The following is a 25,636-nucleotide window of genomic DNA, read 5'->3' as shown; positions in this document are numbered from 1 at the left end:
ATTGCTTCCGTTTCCGTTCATGATCGTCTTATGCAAGGTATAGTTTCGTTCGTTCAAGTCTGCTTCCCACGCGCCGAATCCGCCGTAGATTTCGACACTGTCGTAATCGATTACGTACGATTTGCCTTTGGGAGGCATGTAGTTCCCTTCGGCCACCCAGATACAGTCTCCCTGCGACGCTTTTTCGAGCGCTTCTTCGATCGTGGGGAAGGCATTCTGCCAGTTGGTTCCGTCACGGCGTCCGCCACTGACATTCTGGTCGACAAAGTAGCCGATGTTTTTCTCGTACAGCATCAAGTCCATGACGAGGGTCGTATCGCAAGTCACCTCATAAGCGCCTGAACCGGCTGTAGCCGAGAGATGAAGCGTGACCTTTTTCGGCCCGGTCGAGTTCCAGACTATCCTCGGGTTGGCCACGTTTGCTGTAGATGGATTTCCGCCTTCGAAAGTCCAGTTAATACTTAAGGTCGGCATATTCAGCATCGAGGGATTGATATCGATATCGAACTGTTGAGGCACTCCTATTTTGGCCGGTTTGTTCGGTTGGCGCTTGATGGAAGCATCCCATACCATATCGAGCACCCAAACGGTGTCTTTGATAATGCGTGGATCTTGATTCATCTCCAGTACATACATACCTTTTTGACGCGCCTTGATCGATGGCGTCGTCCAAGTTGCAGTTGGGGTAGTGTAACCTGTATCGGGATAATACGACCACAGATAGCTCAATGCGTAGCCTCCCACCAAGGAAATGGGAACCGGTTTATCCGAACAACGCCAAAATGTATCGGGATCGAACGCGAAACTACCGAAGCCGGAGAGATAACCGTAGCCGGCCGTCACACTTCCTACACCATTGAAATAGCCTAACGAAAAGGTCGACTCATCGTTTCTGATCAGTGCCATTTTATTGTCTTCACTCGTAGGAAGACCGATATTGGCATATCGCCATTCGTTAGCAATACCTCCGGGAATGATTTTGGGGATAATCGGACCAACAACATCCGACAGTTTTCGGGGAGCCCCTGTTCCGTAACTAATAGTAAACGCCGTATCCGTACCTTCGCGGAACACTAAGAAAATATTATTTTGGTCGGGCATACCCGGTGATTGATAAAATGCGATCTGCTGCTGACTGATGGAATACATGGACGGAATGATAGCCCCTCCCAACTCTCCGTTTGTGGCCGTGTGCTGATAGCAATAAACCGGTTCCGTGGCATCGACGAAGATGTCGCTTGCCGTGCCATTGAGATCCGACATGTTCACATACCACATATCGCCGGTATTCATTGCCGGAGAAGTGAGTGTAGCTCCATTGTAATGAACCGTGATGGTCGTATTCGGTTGGGTAGCCACAAAGTCGACCCGCTCACCGACGGTTGAATATCCACGAATGACAACATAACGCTTACCCACCATGTCTACCGGAACCAATTGGTCACCGACCACATCGGTCGAGCCACTTGCCAACGGTCCTCTAACCGCACTGAAGCAATCTTCCGTCTGCGTAACGGCAATCGGTTTATCCGATCGGATAACGGTTCCGGCCAATGTGCCTGTATTTTTAGTCAATGCAATGGCGTCAACCGTATTTGTGGCACCTACTGTATCTTCCCGGAGAGTCAATGTTTGCCCCGCATGGGTAAAGTTAAAGGTATGCACGCCTGTCTCCAAATGGCCAGTTGTTCCAAGCATGCATCGCTTCTTCAAATCGACCGTAACAGTCGTATTGGGCTGAGTGGCCACAATCTCAATCTCATCGCTACCCATATTATAAATTGCATGCGGACGCTGTTCGAAGTAGTTTCCTTCCTGCTTCATGAACGGCGTGATAAAATATGTTCCTAATGCAGGAGCGCCTTTCAACGAATAGATATCGCGCTGCGTATTGGCATTAATCATATAGTACACCAAAATCTTGACATCACTCGTAATATGAATACCATAATTAGATACCGTTCCGGCCAAAGCAGCCGGTGTTTCGACTAAGGATGCCAAAGGGGTTGGAGGCCAGTCCGTAAAGTCCAGCTTATAGAATCCCCGTGCAGGGACAACGAAGTTCTGCTCAAATGCAGCACTACCGGCAGGTGCTCCACCATGACAGGCAATACGTACATTCGCATTCTTTACTTTGCTCGGATTGGAAAACACAAAAAAGACCGGGCTGTCAGAATGTGACTTGGCCACGTCGGAGGCGGAGAACCAAAACTCCGTATCCTGTGCGTTAAGATTCACCAACATGCAAAGGCAGGCGAATAGCAAGAATAATTTTTTTCTCATAAGTAATTGTTTATTATTAATTCGGATTTAAATCATACCATTTCCACACTTGCTGTCATTCAGTTTAATGTAAGACATCTGACTCTTTGACAAGACAAAGGTAGAAAAAATATTTCAGCAAGCAAAAACAGCACTTGATTACGATGTAACACTTAGTACGAATTATAAATAAAAGATATTGAATTCGATTCGATGGTTGAATTTGAAAATATTTGTTCGTAAAATGCAGAAAAAAGCCCCTTCCATCACGGAGGGGGCTTTCCTTAAATACATTTAAACAAAAAACAAAAGCAACAATGATTCGTTGTTATTCTTCTTCTTGACTCGTTGCATAATCTTTCAGTAACTTATCCTGCACCTCAGACGGTACCAATTCATAGCCGGCAAACTTCATGGTAAAAGATGCCCTGCCTCCGGTAATCGAACTGAGGGAAGTCGAGTAGCTTGCCATTTCTTTTAACGGAACCTTAGCCATCAGTTTCTCATACCCTTTCTCGCTATTCATGCCCATAATCAGCGCGCGACGTCCTTGCAGGTCACTCATCACATCGCCCATATAATCGCCCGGTACGAGTACTTCAACGTCATAGATCGGTTCCAGAATTTTCGGGCCGGCGTCTTTAAATGCTGTGCTGAATGCGTTACGGCCCGCAAGCATGAACGAAATTTCATTACTGTCCACCGGATGCATTTTTCCGTCATACACACAAACCCGTACATCACGCGCATAGGAGCCTGTTAGCGGTCCTTGCTCCATGCGTCCCATGATACCTTTCAGAATAGCAGGAAGGAAGCGAGCGTCAATCGCACCACCAACGATACAGTTCACAAATACCAGTTTGCCGCCCCATTCAAGGTCATAAATCTGCGTATCCCGTACATTCATGCGGTATTCCTGTCCTCCGAAACGATAGGTCGCAGGAGCGGGCATCCCTTCGTAGTATGGTTCGATGATTAAGTGTACTTCGCCAAACTGGCCTGCGCCGCCCGACTGTTTTTTGTGTCGGTAGTCGGCACGTGCCGCTTTTGTAATCGTTTCGCGGTAAGGAATCTTCGGCTCAAGATATTCAATCGCCAACTTGTCGTTGTTTTCAATTCTCCATTTGAGGGTGCGCAGATGGAATTCTCCCTGACCCGAAACAATCGTCTGCTTCAATTCCTTCGACAGCTCGACGAGCCATGTCGGATCTTCTTCATGCATCCGGGCGAGAATTTCACTCAGTTTCTCGGCATCGGCCTCGTTGACAGGCTTGATGGCACGACGATATTTGGGCTCCGGATATTTGATAAAGTCAAACCGGTACTCACAGCCTTTTCCGTTAAGGGTATTGCCTCGACGCACGTCTTTCAATTTTACGGTGGCCCCGATATCGCCGGCTTCCATTTCCGTCACTTCGTTACGCATCTGCCCGTCTACGACAAAGAGCTGAGCAATGCGCTCTTTTGAACCACGATCGGCATTTGTCAAGTCGTCGCCGACTTTCACTTTTCCTGATACGACCTTGAAGTAAGATACCTGTCCGATATGCGGTTCTACGGTTGTTTTGAAAAAGAACAGGCTTGTCGGACCCGATGCCGTAGGAGTGACCTCTACCCCTTCCGTCGTTACGAGGCGTGGCATCTTGTCCGTGCACGGCACCACATTGCCAAGGAATTCCAATGTGCGGCGTACGCACATGTCCTTTCCGGCGCATACGCAGAAGATCGGGAACATCCCGCGAGTAACGAGTCCGGCCCGAATACCCGCACGCATATCATCCTCCGAAAGCGTTCCTTCTTCGAAAAATTTCTCCATCAGGGAATCGTCGTGCTCTGCTGCAGCTTCGACCAATATCTTATGCAATTCTGCCGCTTTTTCCGCTTCCTCGGCCGGAATCTCCAATACTTCAGGTACACCCCCTTCAGGCTTCCAACGATACATTTTCATTTTCAACACATCGACCACGGCGTTAAATGCAGTGCCGCATTGTATCGGATATTGTATTTGAACGGCTTTTGAGCCATAGTTATCTTTCAGTTGTGCAACGGTATTATCATAATCCGCTTTATCATTATCCAGCTGATTCACCACAAAAATCACGGGTTTGTGAAATTCTTCCGTATAACGGAATTGGTTGATCGTGCCTACCTCCACACCGTATTGGGCATTGAGAACCATCAGCGCGGTATCCGTCACGTTGAGGGCCGATACGGCTCCGCCGATGAAGTCGTCAGATCCGGGACAGTCGATAAAGTTCAACTTCAATCCGTTCCATTCCACACTGAAAACGGTTGAGAAGACAGAATACCCATAGTCTTTCTCAACCGGAAAATAATCACATACCGTATTGCCGGCTTCTACCGTACCGCGGCGTTTTATAACCCCACCCTCGTAAAGCATTGCTTCAGCGAGAGTGGTTTTCCCCGAGCCAGAACTTCCCAGAATGGAGATGTTCTTGATTTCATTTGTTTGATAAACTTTCATATTATTGCTTTTTTTGATGAATTAACGCAAAATACTATGTTATGGGAAATCACTCTTCCCCTGTGTTTTTAAATTGGTCGCAAAATAGACATAGTTCCCGAACCTGCCGATGAAAAAATCCATGTTTAAAAACATTATTCTGCAACATATAGGTTTTATTTCTTGAAAAACAGTATTTTTGCGCACTATTTATCGATAAAACGGAATGGCCGGAATTTATATTCATGTCCCTTTTTGCGCGAAACGGTGTGCTTATTGCGACTTTTATTCGCAAACGAGTCATGCGTATCAAGATGCCTATGTCGAATCCGTTGTGCGTGAACTGGGAGAAAGGGCAGGGTATGTACAGGGGGAATCGATCGAAACGATTTACTTTGGCGGAGGTACACCGTCTCAATTGAAAGCAGACGCGTTAGGACGGATTTTTAGTGCCATCGAGCAGCATTTTGACATATCGAAGTGTGCAGAAGTGACGCTCGAAGCGAATCCCGACGATCTTACCGAAGCCTATCTGAACGATATCCGTCGTTTGCCATTCAATCGCATCAGTCTGGGCGTACAAAGCTTCAACGATGACGACTTGCAAAAACTGAATCGTCGACATGATCGCAAAAAGGCCATCGAGGCGGTGCGTCGATGCCAAGAAACAGGATGGACGAACCTCAGCATCGACCTTATTTACGGACTGCCCGGACAAACCTCCGAGGCATGGGAGGCTAATCTGGAAGAGGCTCTCGGATTGGATATTCCTCATTTTTCGGCATATCACCTCAGCTATGAAGAAGGCACCCCTCTTTACCGGGCAATGAAAAGCGGTGCGGTGCGTCCTGTCGATGAAGAAACAAGTGTGGAGCTCTACCATCGACTGATTGCGAAAGCGGCCTCGGCAGGATATATCCATTATGAGATTTCCAGCTTTTGCTTTCCCGGCTGTTTTTCGAGACATAACACATCGTATTGGACCGGCAAAAAATATCTGGGCGTAGGCCCTTCCGCTCATTCATACGATGGCTGTTCCCGACAATGGAACGTGGCCTCTTTGCCTCAATACTGCGACGCATTATCGCATAACCGACCTTATTTCGAGCAGGAGTTTCCAACGGCGAGCATGCGCTACAACGAGTATATCATCACCGGCCTGCGCACGATGTGGGGCATACGGTTCTCTCTGTTGAGAGAGATGTTCGGGGAGGTTTATATGCGTCACTTCGAACAGCAAGCAGAGCCTTATCTGCGATCAGGGAAACTTCGACAGACAGACGACTCCGTATGTATTCCGGAAGAAGCGCTTTTTACTTCCGACGGAATCATTTGTGATCTGATGATTTAAAAAAGCGACGAAAAACCGAAGAAAAAGATGCGAATCGGTAGCGAAAACGATCTTTTTCTGTATTTATTGTCTTTTTTCAAATAAAAGCATGGTTGTTACAAAAAGATTACATACCTTTGCCTCAAGTAACCATTAAAAGTTGTGCCGTACTTATATATTATATCCGGATGTAATGGGGCAGGAAAAACAACAGCCTCGTATACGATCTTGCCGGAGATGCTGGGCTGTAAAGAGTTTGTCAATTCGGACGAAATCGCGAAGGGACTGTCACCTTTCAATGCCGACAGTATCACGGTTGCGGTAGAAGCCAGTCGGATTATGTATAGGCGAATCAGAGAGTTGATATCGGCAAACAAGACTTTCGCATTAGAGACAACCTTGGCCAGTCGTTCGATTGCCAGGCTGTTGCAGAATGCACAGGAAAAAGGATATTATGTGACATTGCTTTATTTCTGGCTCAATACGCCCGATTTGGCGGTGGAGCGGGTGCGCAACCGAGTCATGGCAGGAGGGCATAATGTAACGGAAAGTACGGTGCGCAGGCGTTATGTAGCCGGCATTCAGAATCTTTTCCAGTTGTATATCCCGATTTGTGACTACTGGATGATTACCGACAATTCATTATCTCCCATGGAGGTGATTGCCAAAGGCTTTAAGAACGGAAAGAAAGAAATTTATAATGCTGTTGTTTATAATAAATTAGAAACTTATGAATGAACGAGAGTTAAGCAAATTCGAAGAGAACGTCGTAAAAGGTGCCAGTTTGGCGTTTCAACGTTTGGTCAAGAAAAGAAAAGAGGAAAACGGAGAATTGGTTTTTGCTCGCAACGGACAAATCTTTCGTGTAAAAGCCGTTGATTTGTAGGATAAACAAACTACTTTCGACGAGAAAACGTCCGCCATTTCAATTAGCAAAAGACTATTTATATATCATTTATACCGCTATTTCGTTGTTGATTTGTTTCGTCGTTTATCTGAACGTAAATGGCGCTAACCAACGCAAATCAGACTTTGTGAATGTGGTATCTGACCGCTGAATACTGAAAACCGGCCGCTAACAAATGATCTCAGGCTTACAGCTTTTTCGGACAATGGCTAATTGTTAATGGCCAATGGTTATTCGTGGTACACGCCGAACCGTGTATCGCGTAATTTGAGTGAAAGAAATCAAAAACGGTAGACCTTCGGGCAACTGCCCGAAGGTTAAAACAAAACGCGGGAGCCTTCGGGTAATTGCCCGAACGTTAAAACAATTTGCGGGAGGCTTCGGGCAACTGCTCGAACGTTAAAACAAAATGCGGGAGCCTTCGGGTAATCGCCCGAAACCTTAAACCATTTGCGGGAGCCTTTTCACAACGCTTAAAATGTTAAAACAAAGTGTGGCGGCCTTTTTAGAACGCTTGGAATGTTAAAACAATTTGCGCGAAGCTTTTCACAGCTCTTAAAATGTGAAAACAAAATGCGGGAAGCTTTTTAGAACGCTTAAATCGCTCAAACAAGTTGCGGCGACCGTTTAAGAGCTGTTAGAGATGATGCAAAAAATAACAGCGTCGTATCGTTGCGGGGCAAGCCTTGTTCCATCAGCCGTCTGCTACGAGGGCAGAGGTGGCAGCAGGTTTCCTGAAAAAATATTACCTTTGTCCCGTTAAAATTTACGTTGCACAATGATTGAACAACAACTCTCGGCGGCCATACGTTCCGCCATACAGACCCTTTACGGGGTGACGGTTGCACCCGAACAGACCGTTCTACAGAAGACAAAAAAAGAATTTGAAGGACATCTTACGCTCGTCGTGTTTCCGTTTCTGCGCATCTCCAAAAAATCGCCCGAAGAGACGGCTCAGGAAATCGGTGAATATCTGCGGGAACATGAGCCGGCTGTGGCCTCATTCAATGTGATTAAAGGCTTTTTGAACCTGACAATCGCCGGATCGAACTGGATCGAGGTATTGAATGCGATGCATGCGCAGGAGACCTACGGTATTACGCATCCGGCCGAAAACGCTCCGCTGGTGATGATCGAATACTCGTCGCCCAACACGAATAAGCCGCTCCATCTCGGACATGTGCGTAACAACCTGTTGGGGTATAGTCTGTCGGAGATTTTGAAAGCCAACGGTAACCGGGTGATTAAAACGAATATCGTCAACGATCGGGGAATCCACATCTGCAAGTCGATGCTGGCCTGGCAGAAATGGGGTGAGGGTGTGACGCCCGAATCGTCGGGGAAGAAAGGCGATCATCTGGTGGGTGATTTTTATGTCATGTTCGACAAACATTACCGCGAGGAAGTCGGTCAGCTCGTGGCATCAGGTCTGAGTAAGGAAGAGGCCGAAGCCCGGTCGCCGCTGATGGCCGAGGCGCGTGAGATGCTCCGCCGCTGGGAAGCCGGCGATGCCGATGTGCGCGAGTTGTGGAACCGGATGAACGGTTGGGTGTACGAGGGCTTTGATCAGACGTATAAGCGGCTCGGCGTCGATTTCGATAAGATTTATTATGAATCGGAGACGTATCTCGAAGGACGCGAAAAGGTGCTCGAAGGATTGAAGAAAGGACTGTTTTATCGCCGCGATGACGGGTCGGTATGGGCAGACCTGCAGCCGGAAGGGTTGGACGAGAAAATCTTACTGCGCTCCGACGGTACATCGGTGTATATGACGCAGGACATCGGCACGGCCAAACTCCGTTTCGACGATTATCCGATCGACCGGATGATTTACGTCGTAGGAAACGAACAGAATTATCATTTCCAAGTGCTTTCGATTCTGCTCGATAAGCTGGGTTTCGCTTTCGGCAAGGGGTTGATTCATTTCTCGTACGGGATGGTCGAACTGCCCGAAGGGAAGATGAAGAGCCGCGAAGGAACGGTAGTCGATGCCGACGATCTGATGGACGAGATGATTGCCACGGCACGCGATATCTCGAACGAGTTGGGCAAGCTGGACGGCCTGAGCCGTTCGGAAGCCGACGATATCATCCGCGTCATCGGGTTAGGATCGCTCAAATATTTCATCCTGAAAGTCGATCCGCGTAAGAATATGACCTTTAACCCGAAAGAGTCGATCGACTTCAACGGAAATACCGGTTCGTTCATTCAATATACGTATGCACGTATCCGCTCGGTGCTTCGCAAGGCCGAAGAACAGGGGCTTGTCATCCCCGAACAACTGCCGATGGATACGCCCGTCAATGCGAAGGAGCAGACGTTGATCGGCTCGCTGGCCGACTTCGCCTCGACCGTTAAAGAAGCCGGCGAGACGTATAGTCCGGCCTGCATCGCCAACTACGTCTATGATCTGGTACGCGAGTTCAATCAGTTCTATCACGACTATACGATCCTCGGCGAGAGCGATGAGCGGATCAGGCAGTTGCGTCTGACTCTCTCTGCCGAAACGGCCAAGATCGTGCGCTCGGCCATGTCGCTGCTGGGCATCGAGATGCCGGAGCGGATGTAGGGGAGGAGTTCCGAAGGGAAAGGAAATAAAAAAAGCTGCGTTGAGCAGCTTTTTTTATTTCTTCTTCGCGCCTCTTCTTCTGGCCGGTTTTTCACCCGCCTCGGCGATGATTTTTTTACACTCTTCGAGCGTCAGCGACGCGGCCTCAACGCCTTTCGGGATACGGTAGTTCGCCTTGTCGAATGTGATGTACGGCCCGTAACGTCCGTTCAGAATTTCCAGTCCCGGCTCTTCCTCGAACTTTTTGATGTAACGCTGTGCCTCCTTGTTCCGCTTTTCCTCGATCAGCGCGATCGCTTCTTCGGCCGTGATGGAGTAGGGGCTTAGCGTTTTGGGGATGGATACGAACTGGTTGTCGTGACGTACGAACGGCCCGAATCGTCCGATCGCCGCCGTCATCTCTTTGTCTTCGAACGTGCCGATGACACGCGGCAGGTTAAAAAGCTCCAGCGCCTCTTCGAGCGAGATCGTCTCGATAGACTGCCCTTTCATCAGCGACGCGAAACGCGGCTTGGGCGCTTGCTTGTCGTTCGGATTCGCCTGTCCGATCTGAGCAATCGGGCCGTAACGGCCGATTTTGACGAAAACCGGGTCTCCGCTCTTCGGGTCGATGCCGAGCTGACGTTCCCCGACCTTATGTTCTGTTTTCACCGCAGCTGTTTTTTCTACAATCGGATGGAAGAACCGGTAGAATTTATCGAGCGCTTTCGTCCAGACCAACTCACCCTCGGCAATGGCGTCGAACTCTTTCTCTACGCTGGCCGTGAAGTTGTAATCCATAATATCCGGAAAATACTCCATCAGGAAATCATTGACTACCGTGCCGATATCGGTCGGGAGCAACTTGTTGCGATCGGCTCCGACCATCTCTTTCTTTTCTGCCTCCGTAATCGCTCCGTTCTTCAGCGTGACCACGTGGAAGGAACGTTCTTCGCCCGGTTTATCTCCCCGAACCACGTACTCGCGGTTTTGAATCGTCTGGATCGTCGGTGCGTACGTAGACGGACGTCCGATGCCTAATTCTTCCATGCGACGCACTAAACTGGCTTCCGTGTATCTCGGCGGACGCTGCGTGAAACGTTCCGTAGCGGTAATCTCCTCCACGCCGAGCACATCTTTCACCTGCACGGCCGGGAGCAATCCGTTTTCCTGCTCGCCTTCTCCCTCGTCGTCCGCGCTCTCGCGGTAGACATGCAGAAAACCGTCGAACTTCACGACCTCGCCCGTAGCGAGGAATTTATCTTTCATCTTTCCGATACCGATCGAGATCGTCGTGCGCTCCAGCTCGGCATCGGCCATCTGACTGGCGATCGTGCGTTTGTAGATCAGGTCGTACAGTTTTTTCTCCTGTGCGTTTCCGTTGATGGCCGGATGATCCATATACGTCGGACGAATCGCTTCGTGCGCTTCCTGTGCGCCTTTGCTCTTCGTGTGATATTGGCGTAGCTGATGATATTTTTCCCCATATTCGCGGAGAATCGCTTCCTTGGCCGTGTTCAGGGCAAGGCTGCTCAGATTCACCGAGTCCGTACGCATGTAGGTGATGAATCCGGACTCGTAAAGGCGTTGAGCAACCATCATCGTCTGCGAAACGGAGAAGCCGAGCTTGCGCGCCGCTTCCTGTTGCAACGTAGAAGTCGTAAAGGGCGGAGCCGGCGATTTTTTCAGCGGCTTTTTACTGATATCGTCGATGATACATTCCGAACTTGCTTCCCGGCATGCTTTCAGAAACTGATCAACTTCGTCCTTGTCTTTCAGGCGTCTGTTCAGTTCCGCTTTCAGGAGCGTTTTTCCGTCGGGCAGGATGAACGTGGCAATAACCCGGTACGAGGCTTCGGCCACGAAGTCGTTCACTTCACGTTCACGCTCTACGATCAGGCGCACGGCTACCGACTGTACTCGTCCGGCCGAAAGCGCCGGTTTAACTTTGCGCCATAAAATCGGTGACACTTCAAAACCGACGATCCGGTCTAATACGCGGCGTGCCTGCTGAGCATTGACCAGATTGATGTCGAGGCTGCGAGGCGTATCCAACGCGTGCAGGATCGCATTCTTCGTGATCTCGTGAAAAACGATGCGCTGCGTATTTTGGGGGTTCAGATCCAGCACTTCGGCTAAATGCCAGGCAATGGCTTCTCCTTCGCGGTCTTCATCGGAGGCGAGCAGCACCTCCGTCGCTTCCTGCGACGCTTTTTTCAAGTCTGCGACCAGCTTTTTCTTTTCCGTCGGGATGACGTATTGCGGTGCGTAATCGTTTTCAATATCAATACTGAACTCCTTTGTTTTCAAGTCGCGGATGTGTCCGTAACTCGACATGACCTGATAGTCTTTACCCAAAAATTTCTCAATGGTTTTTGCTTTCGCAGGAGACTCTACGATAACCAGTTTTTTTTGCATCTTTTCTTGTTGTTCTTTTTTAAATCCGGGGCAGAGATTGTCGCACAAAAAGGGAGAAAACGTTCGTTTTTCTCTCTCAACGTCGTGCTTATCTTTGCTTTTCGGGGTGCAAAGATACAAAAAAACTACATTCTCAATTATATTTATTATTTTTGCGCGACTGTTGATAAAGCATCAATAACAAGAGCAAATGGAATTAGCAACGAAATACGACCCCTCGTCGGTCGAAAGCAAGTGGTATCAATATTGGTTGGATAACAAACTCTTTGCATCGAAGCCCGATGGGCGCGAACCTTACACCATCGTGATACCGCCACCTAACGTGACCGGAGTATTGCACATGGGGCACATGCTCAACAACACGATTCAGGATATCCTGATCCGTCGTGCGCGCATGACGGGGAAAAACGCTTGTTGGGTGCCGGGTACCGACCATGCCTCTATCGCCACGGAAGCTAAGGTCGTAGCGCGTCTGGCCGAAAAAGGAATCCGCAAATCGGACCTCACGCGGGAGGAGTTCTTAAAGCATGCCTGGCAATGGACGGAAGAGCACGGCGGGATTATTTTGCAGCAGCTCCGTAAGCTCGGCGCCTCGTGCGACTGGGAGCGTACGGCATTCACGATGGATGAGACCCGCTCGGCAAGTGTGATCAAGACCTTTTGCGATCTGTATAATAAAGGGCTGATATATCGTGGCGTGCGTATGGTCAACTGGGATCCCGCAGCCTTGACGGCCTTGAGCGACGAAGAGGTGATCTATAAAGAGCAACAAGGGAAGCTATATTATTTAAGGTATAAGATCGTCGGTGAAGAAGGGTATGCCGTGGTCGCCACCACGCGTCCCGAAACCATCATGGGCGATACGGCCATGTGTATCAATCCGGACGATCCGAAAAACAAACATTTGCGCGGCAAACAGGTGATTGTGCCGCTTGTCAACCGCGTTATTCCCGTGATTGAAGACGATTATGTCGATGTTTCTTTTGGTACGGGCTGTCTGAAAGTGACGCCCGCTCACGATGTGAACGACTATTTGCTCGGTGAAAAATATAACCTTCCTTCGATCGATATTTTCCATGATGACGGTACCATTGCTCCGGCGGGTCAACTCTACGTGGGCATGGATCGGTTCGAAGTACGCAAACAGATCGTGCAAGACCTTGAGGCGGCCGGATTACTCGAGAAAACGGAAGACTATATTAATAAGGTAGGCTTTTCGGAGCGTACTCATGTCGCCATCGAGCCGAAACTTTCGATGCAGTGGTTCCTGAAGATGGACAAGTTGGCGCGTCCCGCTCTCGACGCGGTGATGAACGATGAGATCGTCTTTCACCCCTCGAAATTTAAAAATACGTATCGCCATTGGATGGAGAACATCAAAGACTGGTGTATCAGTCGCCAGTTGTGGTGGGGACACCGGATACCGGCATATTATGCCGTCCCGACGAATCTCCCTTCGGGCGAGACGCCCTCTACGGTTACGATTGTAGCCGAGACTGAAGACGAAGCACGCGCGATAGCCGAGCAGCATCCTGCTCTGGGCGGCGCGGGAAGAACGTACACGTTGCGTCAGGATGAAGATTGCCTCGATACATGGTTCTCCTCGTGGCTGTGGCCGATCGCGCTCTTCGACGGGATAAACCGTCCCGGTAACGAGGAAATGGCGTATTATTATCCGACGTCCGACTTGGTCACCGCTCCGGATATTATCTTCTTCTGGGTGGCGCGTATGATTATGGCCGGCTATGAATACGAGGGGAAGATGCCGTTTAAAAACGTCTATTTTACCGGTATCGTGCGTGATAAGCTCGGTCGGAAGATGTCGAAATCGCTGGGTAATTCGCCCGATCCGCTCGAACTGATCGAGCAGTACGGCGCCGACGGCGTGCGTATGGGGATGATGCTCTCCGCGCCGGCCGGCAATGATATCCTGTTCGATGAGTCTCTTTGTGAGCAGGGACGTAACTTCAATAATAAAATATGGAATGCGCTGCGTCTCGTGAAAGGCTGGACGGTAGCCGATCTTCCGCAGCCCCAATCGGCCCGAATCGCCGTCGAGTGGTTTGAGGCGCGTGTCGCCGCAGCTATCGAAGAGTTGAACGATGATTTTTCAAAGTATCGGATCTCCGAAGCATTGATGGTCGTGTATAAACTTTTCCGCGACGAATTCTCCTCGTGGTATCTCGAAATGGTCAAACCGGCATACGGTCAGCCGATCGATGCGACTTCATACGCGGCCACACTCCGGTTTTTTGAGCAGTTGACGTTGCTGCTTCATCCGTTTATGCCGTTTATTACCGAAGAAGTGTGGCAGGCGCTTGCCGAGCGTCAGCCCGGCGAAAGTATCATGGTAGCGCAAATGCCCGAAGTGGGCCATAAACATGATCGGCTCGTCACGGACTTCGAAAACGTAAAGAATATCGTCGCCGCCGTTCGTTCGATACGTCTCGAGCGGAACATTCCGAATAAGGAGCCGCTGACGCTCCAAATCGTATCGGGCGATTATGACGACGCCTACAATACGGTGATTACGAAGATGTGTCATCTGGAACAGATCGTGCGTGCTCCGAAAGATGAGACGTCGGCATCGTTTCTGGTCGGTACGACAGAATATGCCGTGCCGCTCGGAAGTACGATCGACGTTGCCGAAGAAGTGAGGAAGATGCAGGAAGAAATTAACTACCTTGAAGGATTTCTTGCTTCGGTCATGAAAAAGCTCGGTAACGAAAAGTTTGTCGCTCACGCGAAGCCCGAAGTGGTGGCTAATGAACGCAAGAAGCAGGCCGATGCCGAAAGCAAGCTGAAGACGCTGCGCGAAAACGTTGAAAAACTGAACGGAAGAGTGGCCGATGTGGGGTAAGGCTTCGAAAAGAGGACATTGGTTTTTATTTTTAGCGGCAAGTATTTGTCTGTTGCTCTTCGCTTCATGCAGTTCGTTGCGTTATATAGATATAGAGACCTATAATCCTTCCGAGATTGTCTTTCCGAAGAAGGTGCGTAAAATTCTCGTCGTAAATAATGCCGTGGCGCAGCCGGCGGTTCGCTATGAGCCGTTACGACAGATGACGCACGCTGATACGGTCGGGGTGAGTGCCGACAGTACGACGTTCGATTTCTGCCGGAAGTTGGGCGAACGGATGGCTCAGTCTCCGCGTTTCGAAGATGTACGTCTTTATCAAGGTTCTTTGCGGACCGATCCTTTTTTCGCTTCGGAACAGCGTCTGACGGAAGAGACAGTGCGGCGATTATGTGAAGAGGAGGGAGTCGATGCCGTGATCTCGTTAGACCGTTTGCTCTTTAAGATGAAAGGAGTACTTCGGCAGGGAGACTATCTGCCGATGGGCTCGGTCGATGTGGAGGTGCTTGGGACGGTGCGTGCGACTGTGCCGGGTGGAAAGCGCGCTTTAGGTACCGTGCTGTTGGCTGATACCATTCCGGTTAATCTCGAGTGGGATCTGGCCGGAAGTGAGAACATCGAAAACCTTCGGCTGGATGAAGTGCTGCGTGGCGTGTCGAAGTATCTGGCCGATAAGACCCATTTGAATTTTGTCCCACACTGGAGTTTGGATACTCGCTGGTATTATACGGCATCGGGTGCTTTGTGGAAAGAGGCATCGGCTTATGCCTCGACAGATCATTGGGAGAAGGCATCGGCCATCTGGCAGCGGCTTTACGACCGAACGCCCGAAGGGAAAGCTCAAGCACGTCTGGCTGCCAATCTTGCTTTGAGCGAGGAGTTAACGGGCGATCTGTCAAAAGCGCTCGCATGGGCGAAGCGTTCGCATGAGCTTTTCCGTAAACACATGGGAGCGTCAGCCGAGGCTACACGGAATCAGGCCTATTATGTCTCTGTCTTGGAGCATCGGGTGCGCTCGGATGAAGCCTTGAGAAAGCAGTTTTAAAAGAAAGAACTGTTTCTTTTCTACAAAGATTTTAGCTCGTCTGATTTTCGTATAGTCGTGGAACACTTTGATATGTTTTGCCTGATGTGTTCCACGATTAACAAATAAGATGCTCTCGTCAGTAAACAGTTGTCAGCGTTCAGCCGTCAGAAACCACAAATTTCACAAGTTTATGACAAGTTGCACAAGTTTAATGTTAATGGTCAATTGTTATTCTTTACTACTCTGACTTCCTTGACTACTTTGCTACTCTTTTTACTTTTCGTTTATTGGCGCTATTTGCGTTCGTAATTCGTAATTTGTCATTCGTAATTTTTATTGGCTTTCAGCCGTCAGCCAACTAAACACCTCAACAATTCAACACCTCAACACCCGAAGAGCTTCACTTTTCACTACTACTCTGACTACCTTTCACTACTTTGCTACTTGACTACTTTTTTCACTTTTCACTTTTCACTTTTCGTTTTTCACTCTTCACTCTTCGTTTTTCACTTTTCATTTTTCGCTAAACAAAACAATGCTTATCTTTGTTCTTTCGAAAGCGGAAAGGTTGTTCGTATATTGGATAGAAAGGAATAGAAGATGAAACAAAATCCGAAGGTTCAGTCTGTAATAGAATCGTTATTTTTGTCGGTCGTAGAACGTCTGACAAAAGATCATGCTGTTCGTGTTATTAACAGTTTAGGCGTGCAATTGGATATCGAGGCCGGCGAAATTCAGATCTTTGACGAGCAAGAGCATCTGTTGAGGAAAAAAGTTATTTTCGATTGGGCCGATGCCAAGAACAAGGACGAAGCATTTACCCCCCAAAAGATTGCCATGATTCGTTCGGCCATCAACAAGGTGGCTGGGGAAGGTGTTTTTGAGCATGCGAATTTCATGAGGCCGTTTGTGATTCATCTGACAAACGAAGATTTCAATGTGTTGGAAGTTCTTTATTCCATGGAGGATACGACCGAGAGGGTCGACTTGCTAAAAAGTTTGGATCGGGAATTAAAAGATTTTTATAAGAAACTCTTTTCAGATGTCGAATAAGTTATTATCTTTGCGCCCGAATTCATCTAGTCACCTGTTGAGGTGTTCCATGAGAACGGAGTAATTTAAGATATTATGCCGAAATAGCTCAGTTGGTAGAGCAATTCATTCGTAATGAATAGGTCCCCGGTTCGAGTCCGGGTTTCGGCTCAAATAAAATACAATAAGATATCATATGATTTTTAACATGCACGCAGGTGCATTATGGAAAAACGATAAGAATCAAAATCAAACAATGCCTCAGATAAGAGAACGGAAATACACTCAATGGGTTTCGGTAGCAGAAGAACAGAGAAATGTTCGTTGTTGTTGCCGGGGCTTTATATTTTGTACCTGAAAACACCCTTTTTGATAAGAAACAGAAAACGCATGAAAAAAAAAACAAGTTTATGATTGCAGGAATAAAACAAATATGTATTTTTGTTGCATTGATTAGTGTGTCCGATGGTGTGGAAAGCCTCTATGGGCGCGTGTTGTAATGATGAAGAAAATAAATTAATTTACTTAGTATTAATATTTAATTATTTGATTATGAACAAAAAAGTATTTACTTTGTTAGCGGCTTCGCTGATGCTGTTTGTGACAGCGTTTATGGCGAATGCGCAAGCTTTCTACGGTGATGCGGTTGAGTATCTTCCGAAGGGAGTCGGCAAAGGAGCTTATCATCTGAAGGTGACCGTTGGTTCTACCGTGGCAGATAAGTTCTTGGCGATGGATGAGTTTGGATACATTACCTTGGTCGATCCTGCTACCTATATTTATGGAGCAGGTGTGCCGGCTGACTCGGTGTATCGCAGGCTGCGCGCTTCGATGTGGTGTGTGAATGTGAAGCCGGATCATTTCCAGAGTTATGGAAAGGTGCCGGGTTTCTCCTTTACGAATAAGGAGTATGGCACGGAGCTTGCGTTTGAGTATGGTAAAGGAGAGACGTTTGATCGGCACTGGATTAGCGGTTTGTCTTTGGATAGTATCGCCTCTGAGAAAGACCTTCCGTTGGTAGGTGGATTGCAGAGTGTCTGGAAATTTTCCCGTACGTATACTACTATTCCGCTGGAGCAGGAGCAGTATCTTGCCATTGAGGTAAAGCCGGATTATTATATGACGTTTGCGAAAAGACAGGGTGTGGATTCTGTTCGTTTGGTCGTGGCTCATAAGGACTATTTTGACAAAAATGCGGATTTCTTCAAGAATGAGTTGTTGAAATTTACCTTGGTGAACGCTCGTCCGAGGGTGTTGACGGCAACGGATTTCAATACGATGATGCGCGAATATCCCACAGAGGGCTATCGTCAGCTCCACTTCTCGAAGAAGGTGAGCGAAAAACAGGTGAATGTGTTCGAGCAGCCGTTGAAGGCCGTGGATGTAACCGGTACCTCTGGCTCGGCACAGTATCTTAATCTCCGGAATGAAAAGGGTGAATATGTTACGGTGGCCAGTGCGAAGGAGTCCGATTATGTGAATGGCCCGGGGTTTGGTTATCGTTATCCGAAGATTGTAATGACCAAAGAGAAATCGGATAAATTACAGAGCGATTGGCGTCTGGTTTACTATCCTTCCGAAGATAGTCTCGTGATTAATGTGCGCCAGTGGAAGAGTATTTATACGGAAGCTACCTATACGGATAATGGGACCTATTCTCCTGATCCCGGATTTGATGGGTTATTCAATATGTCGATTTGGAACTACTTGACGTTGCGTATGCAGGATCTGGCCGAAGGAGAGCGTGTTCTTACCGTATATGAGAAACCGGCTGACGTGCGCGCGTTCTTTAATATCAACAGTTGTAAATTGTACGAAACGAATCGTACGACGGTTCCGACCGACTTGTACACGATTCGCGATAAAGACGGGCGTTATCTCGTTGTTCCTTTGGCTGCCGGTGATTTTACTCCCAGATGGCTCGAACTTGGAAAGGATGAAGTGCCCAATATGACACCTGCTTTCCAGTGGTTTGTTCAGAAAGTGAATGAAGGTTCTGAAACGTCGAAAATTTTCTTGGTGAACCGTGAGTTTAATGATATTCAGATCGAATATGTTCAGATTTACAAAGATTATGAGCTCTTTAACGGCGTTTGGACGCGTGTGAGCCCGAAAAATAAGAAGAGAGACTATTCGCCGGTGATGGGTAAAAACTATGTAAAGGCTGAAGGCTTTACGAGTGTTCCGAAACCGTATCGTAACGACCCGTACTTAGGTTATAAGTTCTTTAGCCGCAAGCCGAGCAAGAAGGGCGACAAAGACGGCGGTATCGCTGAAGCGACGGATTCGATCAACTGGTTCAGATTCTCGTTCAATTATTTGAATGACAGATTGGGTGAAGACTATTATATTAGTACGAAGGCAAAAGATACGACGTTCTATGTATTGAATGCCGACAAGCAGGATAAGGCTTATTTCCAGTTGGTGGTGCCCGATCGCTTCCGTCAAGCGGCTTACGGTATGGAACAGTATGGTTACGGTTGGGGCGCGAATAAGTATCCCGGCGATTTCGGCGAAAAGACGTCTGAAAAGTATATCGCTCCGCTCGAAAGATGGTATTATTATTTGAAACTCGACGATTATACGGAGGCCGACGAGGATTACTATATGGTATTGGACGAGACGAATACGGCTCGCTATGCCTATACGAAGGAGTCGGTGGCTGAGAAACGTAAGCTGGGCAAGGCTAAATTCTATCTGCGTTTTAGAAACTTGGTAAACGGTGTGCCTTATTACGCGTTGTTGGATCGTATTGATATTTCTAATTTCCATCATTTTACAGATGTTTTAGGTTTTGCGATTATGGATACGGTGAGAGTGCATGACGGAAGTCACGGGGAGTCGACGAGTACTTACAATTCGTATGGCGTTATTCGTGCCGCTTATGAAGGATTTCCTGGCTATAGTCTTCTGGCTCAGCCCAAAGCGCTTGGAAGCAATCATTATGTTTCTACGTTTACGCTCCGTATGCAGGACGATGTGCTTTATCGTCGCTTTGATACAAAGGACGAAAGCCTTGCCGCCAACGATAATCCCGATACGCTGAAATTCTATCGTACGCAATCGGCTCTTGATGGTCGTCCGAGAGATTTTATTTACGAAGACGCGCATAGTGATGAGTCTGCTACGATCAATCCGTTCCCCGGTAAGCATTACAGCCAGATCAACTTTGCCGGTGTACAGAATGAGAATGTTGCGATTGCCAATAAAGACAAAGATCAGGTGTTCAAACGTCACCTCGATACCGATTGGGCGATTTATGTGGATACGGCTTATGTAAACCGTGGTACGGGACGTATCAAGCCGCAGTATATGTTGGTGATGGGACCGGAATTCGGAAAGATCGGATGTACGAAGTGTAGTCAGTATTACGAAAAAGATACGACTTTCGTCTATGGTCGCTACCTGCGTAACCAGACAGACTCCGCACGCGTGGGTGGAATGCCTAACGGAAAAGAACGGAATGCAGATTATATCGCTAATGATGGATGGGAGCGTCTGTCCTTTACTCCGGCAATCCATTTATTGGATACGTTGTATATTCTGAATGGTACTCCGAAAGAGTTGTTTATTAAGAAGAACGCAGAAGGTAAGCTTACGTTGGACTACAAGGAGCTGTATAAGAACAAGAAAATCGTAAAACGTTTCCTGGGTAACAACCTGCACAAAGACGAGGTATTCTCGTTCCGTTATACGGAAAAGAACGGTGGGGCCAACAAAGACTTCTATATCGAGTCTGAAACGACGAATCGCGATGTAGTTTCTGGTCGTATGATTGCTCCGATGAAAGGGGGATGGGTGAAAGTCCACAATGGTGTACTGACCATTACTCGCGGTGCGTTCAAAGATAAAATCTCCGAAGCTGAAATTTGGAACGTGAAAATGACGAACAAAGCTCCGTTGGCGAATGCTGAAGTATCGGCTACGGATGTAAAGGTGGTAGCCGGCGCCGGTGCGGTGACGGTTCTCAATGCCGCCGGCAAGAAGGTGACGGTAAGCAATATCTTGGGTCAAACGGTTGCCAAGGTAATCTTGACATCGGATAATGAAACGATCGCCGCTCCGCAGGGCGTGGTAGTCGTAGCGATCGAAGGTGAGAACGCTGTAAAAGCGGTAGTAAAATAATAAGGTATTCATTCCATGGAAAGTGAGGATGGCAGGCGATGTTGCCTGCCACTCCGGGCTTTCCGACCGATACAAGCTGAATATTAATATTAAAAATGATAATGATTATGAACAAAAAAATTTTCACACTATTGGCGGGTGCCTTTCTGGGCTTCGCGGCAGGACCTTCAGTGACTGCACAAGGAGTGAATGTGCTGGAGACGCAAAAGCTGCGTGTTAAGCCTTATAACAAAAAGAAGTCCCCGCTGAAGTTTAAAGCAGGAGAAAATGACGGGTATTATTACCTTCAGTTGGACTCCATGGTGACTTATAATAAGACTACGGGGCAGACAGAAGTGAAGAACTTAATCAAGGATGATGGATTTGCTGCTGGAATTCCTGAGTTGAAGTACGGGACAATCCGGAAAGGCTTAACGCTCTATATGGGTCCGGACAAAGCCGGACAAAACGCGCTCTGGATCGATGTGATGGGACGTATCAGCGGAACAGCTGACGGGACTCTTCCGGTTTCCGACACCTATCCGAACGCCAGTATGGCATTGGAAAGTGCTGCCGGTCTGTGGTGTGTGACGATTCAGGACTATAGTCAGGGACAAAACCCGACGTTCGACTTTACGAATAAGCTTCAGAAGCGAATGCTCGAAGTGAATGTCTACGGACATGAAGCTTGGACTAAAGATGCGAACGACGGCTGGAGAATGTCGGGCTATCTGACCGGCGGGAACACGAACGCGCAGACTCCGGGAAGTATCGGACGATGGGAATTCTCCGAAACGTATGCGACCGGTGTAACAGGCGGTCGTCCGCTCGTAGCTTATCTGGACAACCGGGAAGATACGGTAGCCGTTCTGGTAGGCGATGTGGCGCAAAACGGTTTGGGCTATGTGCAAATCAAGATTGCTCCGGCTACCGACGTGGCAGCCGGTAAAATCAATGGTATGCTGCTCTTTACCTTGAAAGAGTCGATGCCGTTCGCATTGGATAAAAAGAGCTTTCAGACAGTGTTAGGTACGGAATCTGCTCAAGAGGCACGTGCGTTGAAATTTTCTCTGAACGCCACACAGAATCCGTTTACGAGTGAAAAATGGGAGCCAGAATATCTGACTCATCCTAACGCTTCGATGCTGATCGACAGTTCTGCCTGGACCAACAAGTGGGAAACGAACTACAGAGCATGGGATGTGGCTCCGATCTCGCAATTTGGTAATGCTGGAAATCCTTGGTTTGAGGTGAAAGCCCAAGATATGGATGCTATGGGTTATCTTCTGTTGAAGAATAAAAACACAAATAAGCATTTGTACGTAGACACTTTCTATTACAATACCGGAAACTCGCAATTCCTGAAATTCGCAACAGGTGTATGTTCGTTCAACCCTAAGGATCCGATGCTCGGCCAGTTCGCTTGGCGCTTGGTTTATTATCCTTCGGGCGACAGCATCTATATCAATCCGTTCAGCGCGACGTATGTGCCGACGTATGATAAGAAAGCGATTACCGACACTACTCGCTTCGCTACCGACAGCGTGGTACGTTCGTGGTATACCTTTACGGCGTATCCGACACCGAAATTGATGGCGGATATTTTGCCGGATTATAAGCCCGGTGCTAGTGGTGAGCATCCGGCATTGCAGGTTCCGTTGGAAGAACGTGTATCGGCTCGTCTGAAATGGGGCGTCAATCCGAAGCGCGCAACAGATCCTTTAAATCCGAGTGCAGGTGCTCCGACTCGTTACAGATACTATCACAGACTGTATGTGGATCTTCAGAATTTGACGGGTACTGCTAGAGTTACCTTGCATAACGGAAACGAGAAGAACGGCAAGATCAGCACGAGAGTTCATTTCGGTTGCTATGACGAATGTAAAGTAGCGAATTCGGATCGTGCAACGATTGAACCGGATTTGTACCTGATCCGTAACGAAAAAGGACAGTATCTGCAGGTGCCGTTGCATTCGGCCGAAGACTCTGCTATATGGGTAACGCTTAAAGCTCACGAACATCCCGAAGAATTGCCTTCGTTCCACTGGATCGTAGAGAAACGCTACAGAAATTCTAAATCTTCTCCGATCAATATCATTAACCGTGAGTTCGGTCAGATTAACCGCGGCGGAAAGTATGCCGGCGATTATGGTTTGGCATTCCTTGATATCCAGCTGAAGAAAGATCAACACGCTCCGTTCAAAGCGCGTACGACGAAAATTTGGAAATGGAACAACGAAAAGGTGAACTCGAATGTGATTGATTTTGAGAAAACAAAGAATAATATGAGCGCGAAGAACGCGCCGACGTTTATTCGTTTGCCGATGCGGTATAAGAACAATCCGAACTTGGGTTATCAGTATTTTAATGTGGATACTGCTAGCGTGAATCGGTATGCGTTCAACTTCAGAGCCGAAAAAGGTGCGGATGGATATCTTTCCGTAAGCGACGATTTAAGAGACGCAACTAAATATAAGAAATATGTCGATGGAAAAGGAGTGGCAGATACATTAGTCTATATTACGGGAAATAACGGAAATTGTTTCTCGATCGGATACTTCCGTATCGATACAGTGAAATCTGATGCCGGTGCATACAAACCCTATGGTTATGGTGTGAAGAACGGTAAGGCCGATGCCGATATCTGGAAGAACAATCAGGTGGATGGTTTGGTACAGTTGAAGAGACAGGCTTATACTATCAAATTGATGAATCCGTACAAATATTGTCTCGGGTCGTTGCACTTGGGCAATACGGAAAACGAACATTACGCGTTCAGTAGAAGCAAGCCTTATAAAGAGGTGCTTGGAAGACCGCTGTTCTTCTTCCGTGATGCGTTTATGGAACCTGACGGTATCAAAAACTTCGCGATGGTGCAGATTATTGATGTTGCTTCTGTTGAGTCAGGTAGCGTGGGCTCTTCTGCCGAACAGTTCGAAAAATATCTTATCGATACATGGGGAAAACAATTGGCTGCCATGGTTATGAATAAGTTGAAGAACGCGGGAGAATTTAATCCGGGTGTCTTCGTGGCCGCGATGTCAGATTATCCGAATAGGCTGGTTTATCAATATCGCTTTGAGAATTCGACACGTACGGGCTATTTCCGTCTGAAGAAAGACGCGGATCCGATCTACCGTCGTTTCAATACGGAGTACGAAGGTAGCAAGCCGGGCGATGAACCTGAAACGGTGAAGTTCTATACAAAGAGCTCATCCTCTACAGGCAAGGATTACTTGTATGAAAATACGGGAGCGCTTACGTCTACTCAGGCGGGATACAGCAAGAAGAATATGAGTTTCTTGGGTCTGTTGAACATCCACAATTTGAACGAACAGCTTGCTGCCGACAAAGACAAGAAGATAAAACTGAGCACAGCGATCTACGTAGATACGGCGTATGTGAACCGTGGTACGGGACATATCAAACCGCAGTATATGCTGATGGTTGACCCGCAAGTGGTTGAAGATACACTGGTTTGCGATGATAACGGAGATCATAATCTGCCCGCGTATACCAGAGGTAGGTATCTGATCAATGCGAAGGATTCTGCGAAAATAGATGAAAATTACCTTTGGAAGGATGCATGGGCCCGCTTGGTGTTCACGGATGCGATCCACGCGAACGACGCGTTGTATATCTTGGGTGGTGCAGATCTGAAGAATATAAAGAATTTGTACAAGAAAGATGTGATTGATGTAAGAGTGCTGGATGAGGAGGCGAAGAAAGCGGGTAGTAAGATCCGCAAAATCGATCTGGGTAACAACTTCCACAAAGATTGCGTGTTCTCGTTCCGTCTGGTCGAGAGACCCTCTTGCGGTAGTCAAGAAAGAGGAGGAGATTTCGTCATCGAATCCGAAACTACTGATCGTGGTAAATATCCGGTGATTGCCCCGTGTGATGGAGGCTGGATCAAGATTCACAATCATGTACCGGTACTCAGCAGCAGCAGTAAGGACGGCCGTAGTACGATGGTAGATGGTGAAATCTTCAACGTAGAACCGACGACCGAACAACCGGTAGCGAACGAAGTAACTCCGCCCGTAACCGAAGTGAAGGTCGTTGCTGAAAACGGTGCTGTAACGATCCTGAATGCCGCAGGCAAGAAGGTGGTTGTAAGCAACGTACTGGGCCAGATGCTTGTGAACACCGTATTGACTTCAGACCGTGCTACGGTTGCAGCTCCGCAAGGCGTTGTCGTAGTAGCTGTTGAAGGCGAAGCGGCTGTTAAAGCGATGGTTAAGTAAATATTGAAATAATCATTTGATTCAATATTAAGATAAAGAGGGTTGCCCCATGGGGGTAACCCTCTTTTGTGTTGTATTCGTGCATGACTCCGGTAAGGAGCTTCCGTTGCGCTTGAGAGCGGAATACGCGATAACCCCAAATTCCGCATTGAGTTATTTTTTTAATATAAAACCAATTTCAAACATACTTATAATATGCTGAAATATATATTTTTAAACAATGTTTTTTTAAAAAAAATCTCTAACGCTACGCATTAGAAAAATATATGTATTATGTTTTATTAATCAGGCAGTTATAGTTGTTTTTTGTTCTATTGCGTAATCTGGGATAACCCCAGATTCCGCGATAGAACAAATCATAATGCATTTCATTCAGGCCTTCAGCCCTGCGAACAAGGTCCGGATGTCGATACCCCACCCTTGCGGGATGGGGCTGAAAT

At 47.7% G+C, this 25,636-nt stretch carries 13 protein-coding genes and 1 tRNA gene; 11 read left to right on the top strand and 3 right to left on the bottom strand.

From position 1 onward, the window contains the following. Positions 1-2,283: IgGFc-binding protein (locus EII41_RS10030; protein ID WP_185711893.1), on the bottom strand; the 2,283-nt coding region annotated here is incomplete at its 3' end. Between the two features lie 307 nt (positions 2,284-2,590). Beyond that, positions 2,591-4,747: an elongation factor G gene (locus EII41_RS10025; RefSeq protein WP_124790482.1), complete on the bottom strand. Its 2,157-nt coding sequence runs from the start codon at positions 4,745-4,747 to the stop codon at positions 2,591-2,593. A 205-nt stretch (positions 4,748-4,952) separates the two neighbouring features. On the opposite strand from EII41_RS10025, the gene hemW reads away from it, so the two are divergent. From hemW to argS, 4 genes are all read left to right on the top strand, one after another. Beyond that, positions 4,953-6,077 carry a radical SAM family heme chaperone HemW gene (hemW, locus tag EII41_RS10020; protein ID WP_124790481.1) on the top strand — a complete coding sequence of 375 codons (1,125 nt, stop codon included), beginning with the start codon at positions 4,953-4,955 and terminating at the stop codon, positions 6,075-6,077. 141 nt (positions 6,078-6,218) lie between these two features. Next, on the top strand, positions 6,219-6,794 hold the full coding sequence (locus EII41_RS10015) for an AAA family ATPase (RefSeq protein WP_124752243.1): 576 nt from the start codon (positions 6,219-6,221) through the stop codon (positions 6,792-6,794). After that, complete coding sequence (locus tag EII41_RS14315; RefSeq protein ID WP_167536503.1) at positions 6,787-6,942, top strand: hypothetical protein; 156 nt, start codon at positions 6,787-6,789, stop codon at positions 6,940-6,942. The genes EII41_RS10015 and EII41_RS14315 overlap by 8 nt, the downstream gene beginning before the upstream one ends. 799 nt (positions 6,943-7,741) lie before the next feature. Beyond that, the gene (gene argS / locus EII41_RS10010; RefSeq protein WP_124790480.1) at positions 7,742-9,532 is read left to right on the top strand and encodes an arginine--tRNA ligase; all 1,791 of its coding nucleotides are present in this window, start codon (positions 7,742-7,744) and stop codon (positions 9,530-9,532) included. Positions 9,533-9,586: 54 nt separating this feature from the next. Here the strand turns inward: argS and topA are convergent, their stop codons facing one another. Continuing rightward, the gene (gene topA / locus EII41_RS10005) at positions 9,587-11,929 is read right to left on the bottom strand and encodes a type I DNA topoisomerase (protein WP_124790479.1); all 2,343 of its coding nucleotides are present in this window, start codon (positions 11,927-11,929) and stop codon (positions 9,587-9,589) included. 190 nt (positions 11,930-12,119) lie between these two features. Between topA and EII41_RS10000 the strand changes: the two genes are divergently transcribed. The 7 genes from EII41_RS10000 (at position 12,120) to EII41_RS09970 (ending at position 25,196) form a co-directional block, all read left to right on the top strand. Then, positions 12,120-14,789 (top strand): valine--tRNA ligase, encoded by a 2,670-nt coding sequence (locus EII41_RS10000; RefSeq protein WP_124790478.1) that lies wholly within the window; start codon positions 12,120-12,122, stop codon positions 14,787-14,789. Continuing rightward, positions 14,779-15,831 (top strand): DUF6340 family protein, encoded by a 1,053-nt coding sequence (locus EII41_RS09995; RefSeq protein ID WP_124790477.1) that lies wholly within the window; start codon positions 14,779-14,781, stop codon positions 15,829-15,831. The genes EII41_RS10000 and EII41_RS09995 overlap by 11 nt, the downstream gene beginning before the upstream one ends. Before the next feature lie 582 nt (positions 15,832-16,413). Continuing rightward, entirely contained in the window at positions 16,414-16,866 is a 453-nt protein-coding gene (locus tag EII41_RS09990; protein ID WP_124752238.1) for a hypothetical protein, read from the top strand. Positions 16,867-16,943: 77 nt separating this feature from the next. Then, a tRNA-Thr gene (locus EII41_RS09985) sits at positions 16,944-17,016 on the top strand. Between the two features lie 146 nt (positions 17,017-17,162). Beyond that, complete coding sequence (locus EII41_RS09980) at positions 17,163-17,345, top strand: hypothetical protein (RefSeq protein WP_124790476.1); 183 nt, start codon at positions 17,163-17,165, stop codon at positions 17,343-17,345. 52 nt (positions 17,346-17,397) lie between these two features. Continuing rightward, a complete protein-coding gene (locus EII41_RS09975) occupies positions 17,398-20,970 on the top strand; it encodes a DUF6383 domain-containing protein (RefSeq protein WP_124790475.1) in 3,573 nt (1,190 codons plus the stop codon). A gap of 107 nt (positions 20,971-21,077) precedes the next feature. Beyond that, entirely contained in the window at positions 21,078-25,196 is a 4,119-nt protein-coding gene (locus tag EII41_RS09970; protein ID WP_124790474.1) for a DUF6383 domain-containing protein, read from the top strand. Positions 25,197-25,636: the final 440 nt, after the last annotated feature.

Source organism: Tannerella forsythia (assembly GCF_003860135.1).
Lineage (GTDB): Bacteria > Bacteroidota > Bacteroidia > Bacteroidales > Tannerellaceae > Tannerella > Tannerella forsythia_A.
This window is presented reverse-complemented; position numbering and strand designations above follow the sequence as displayed.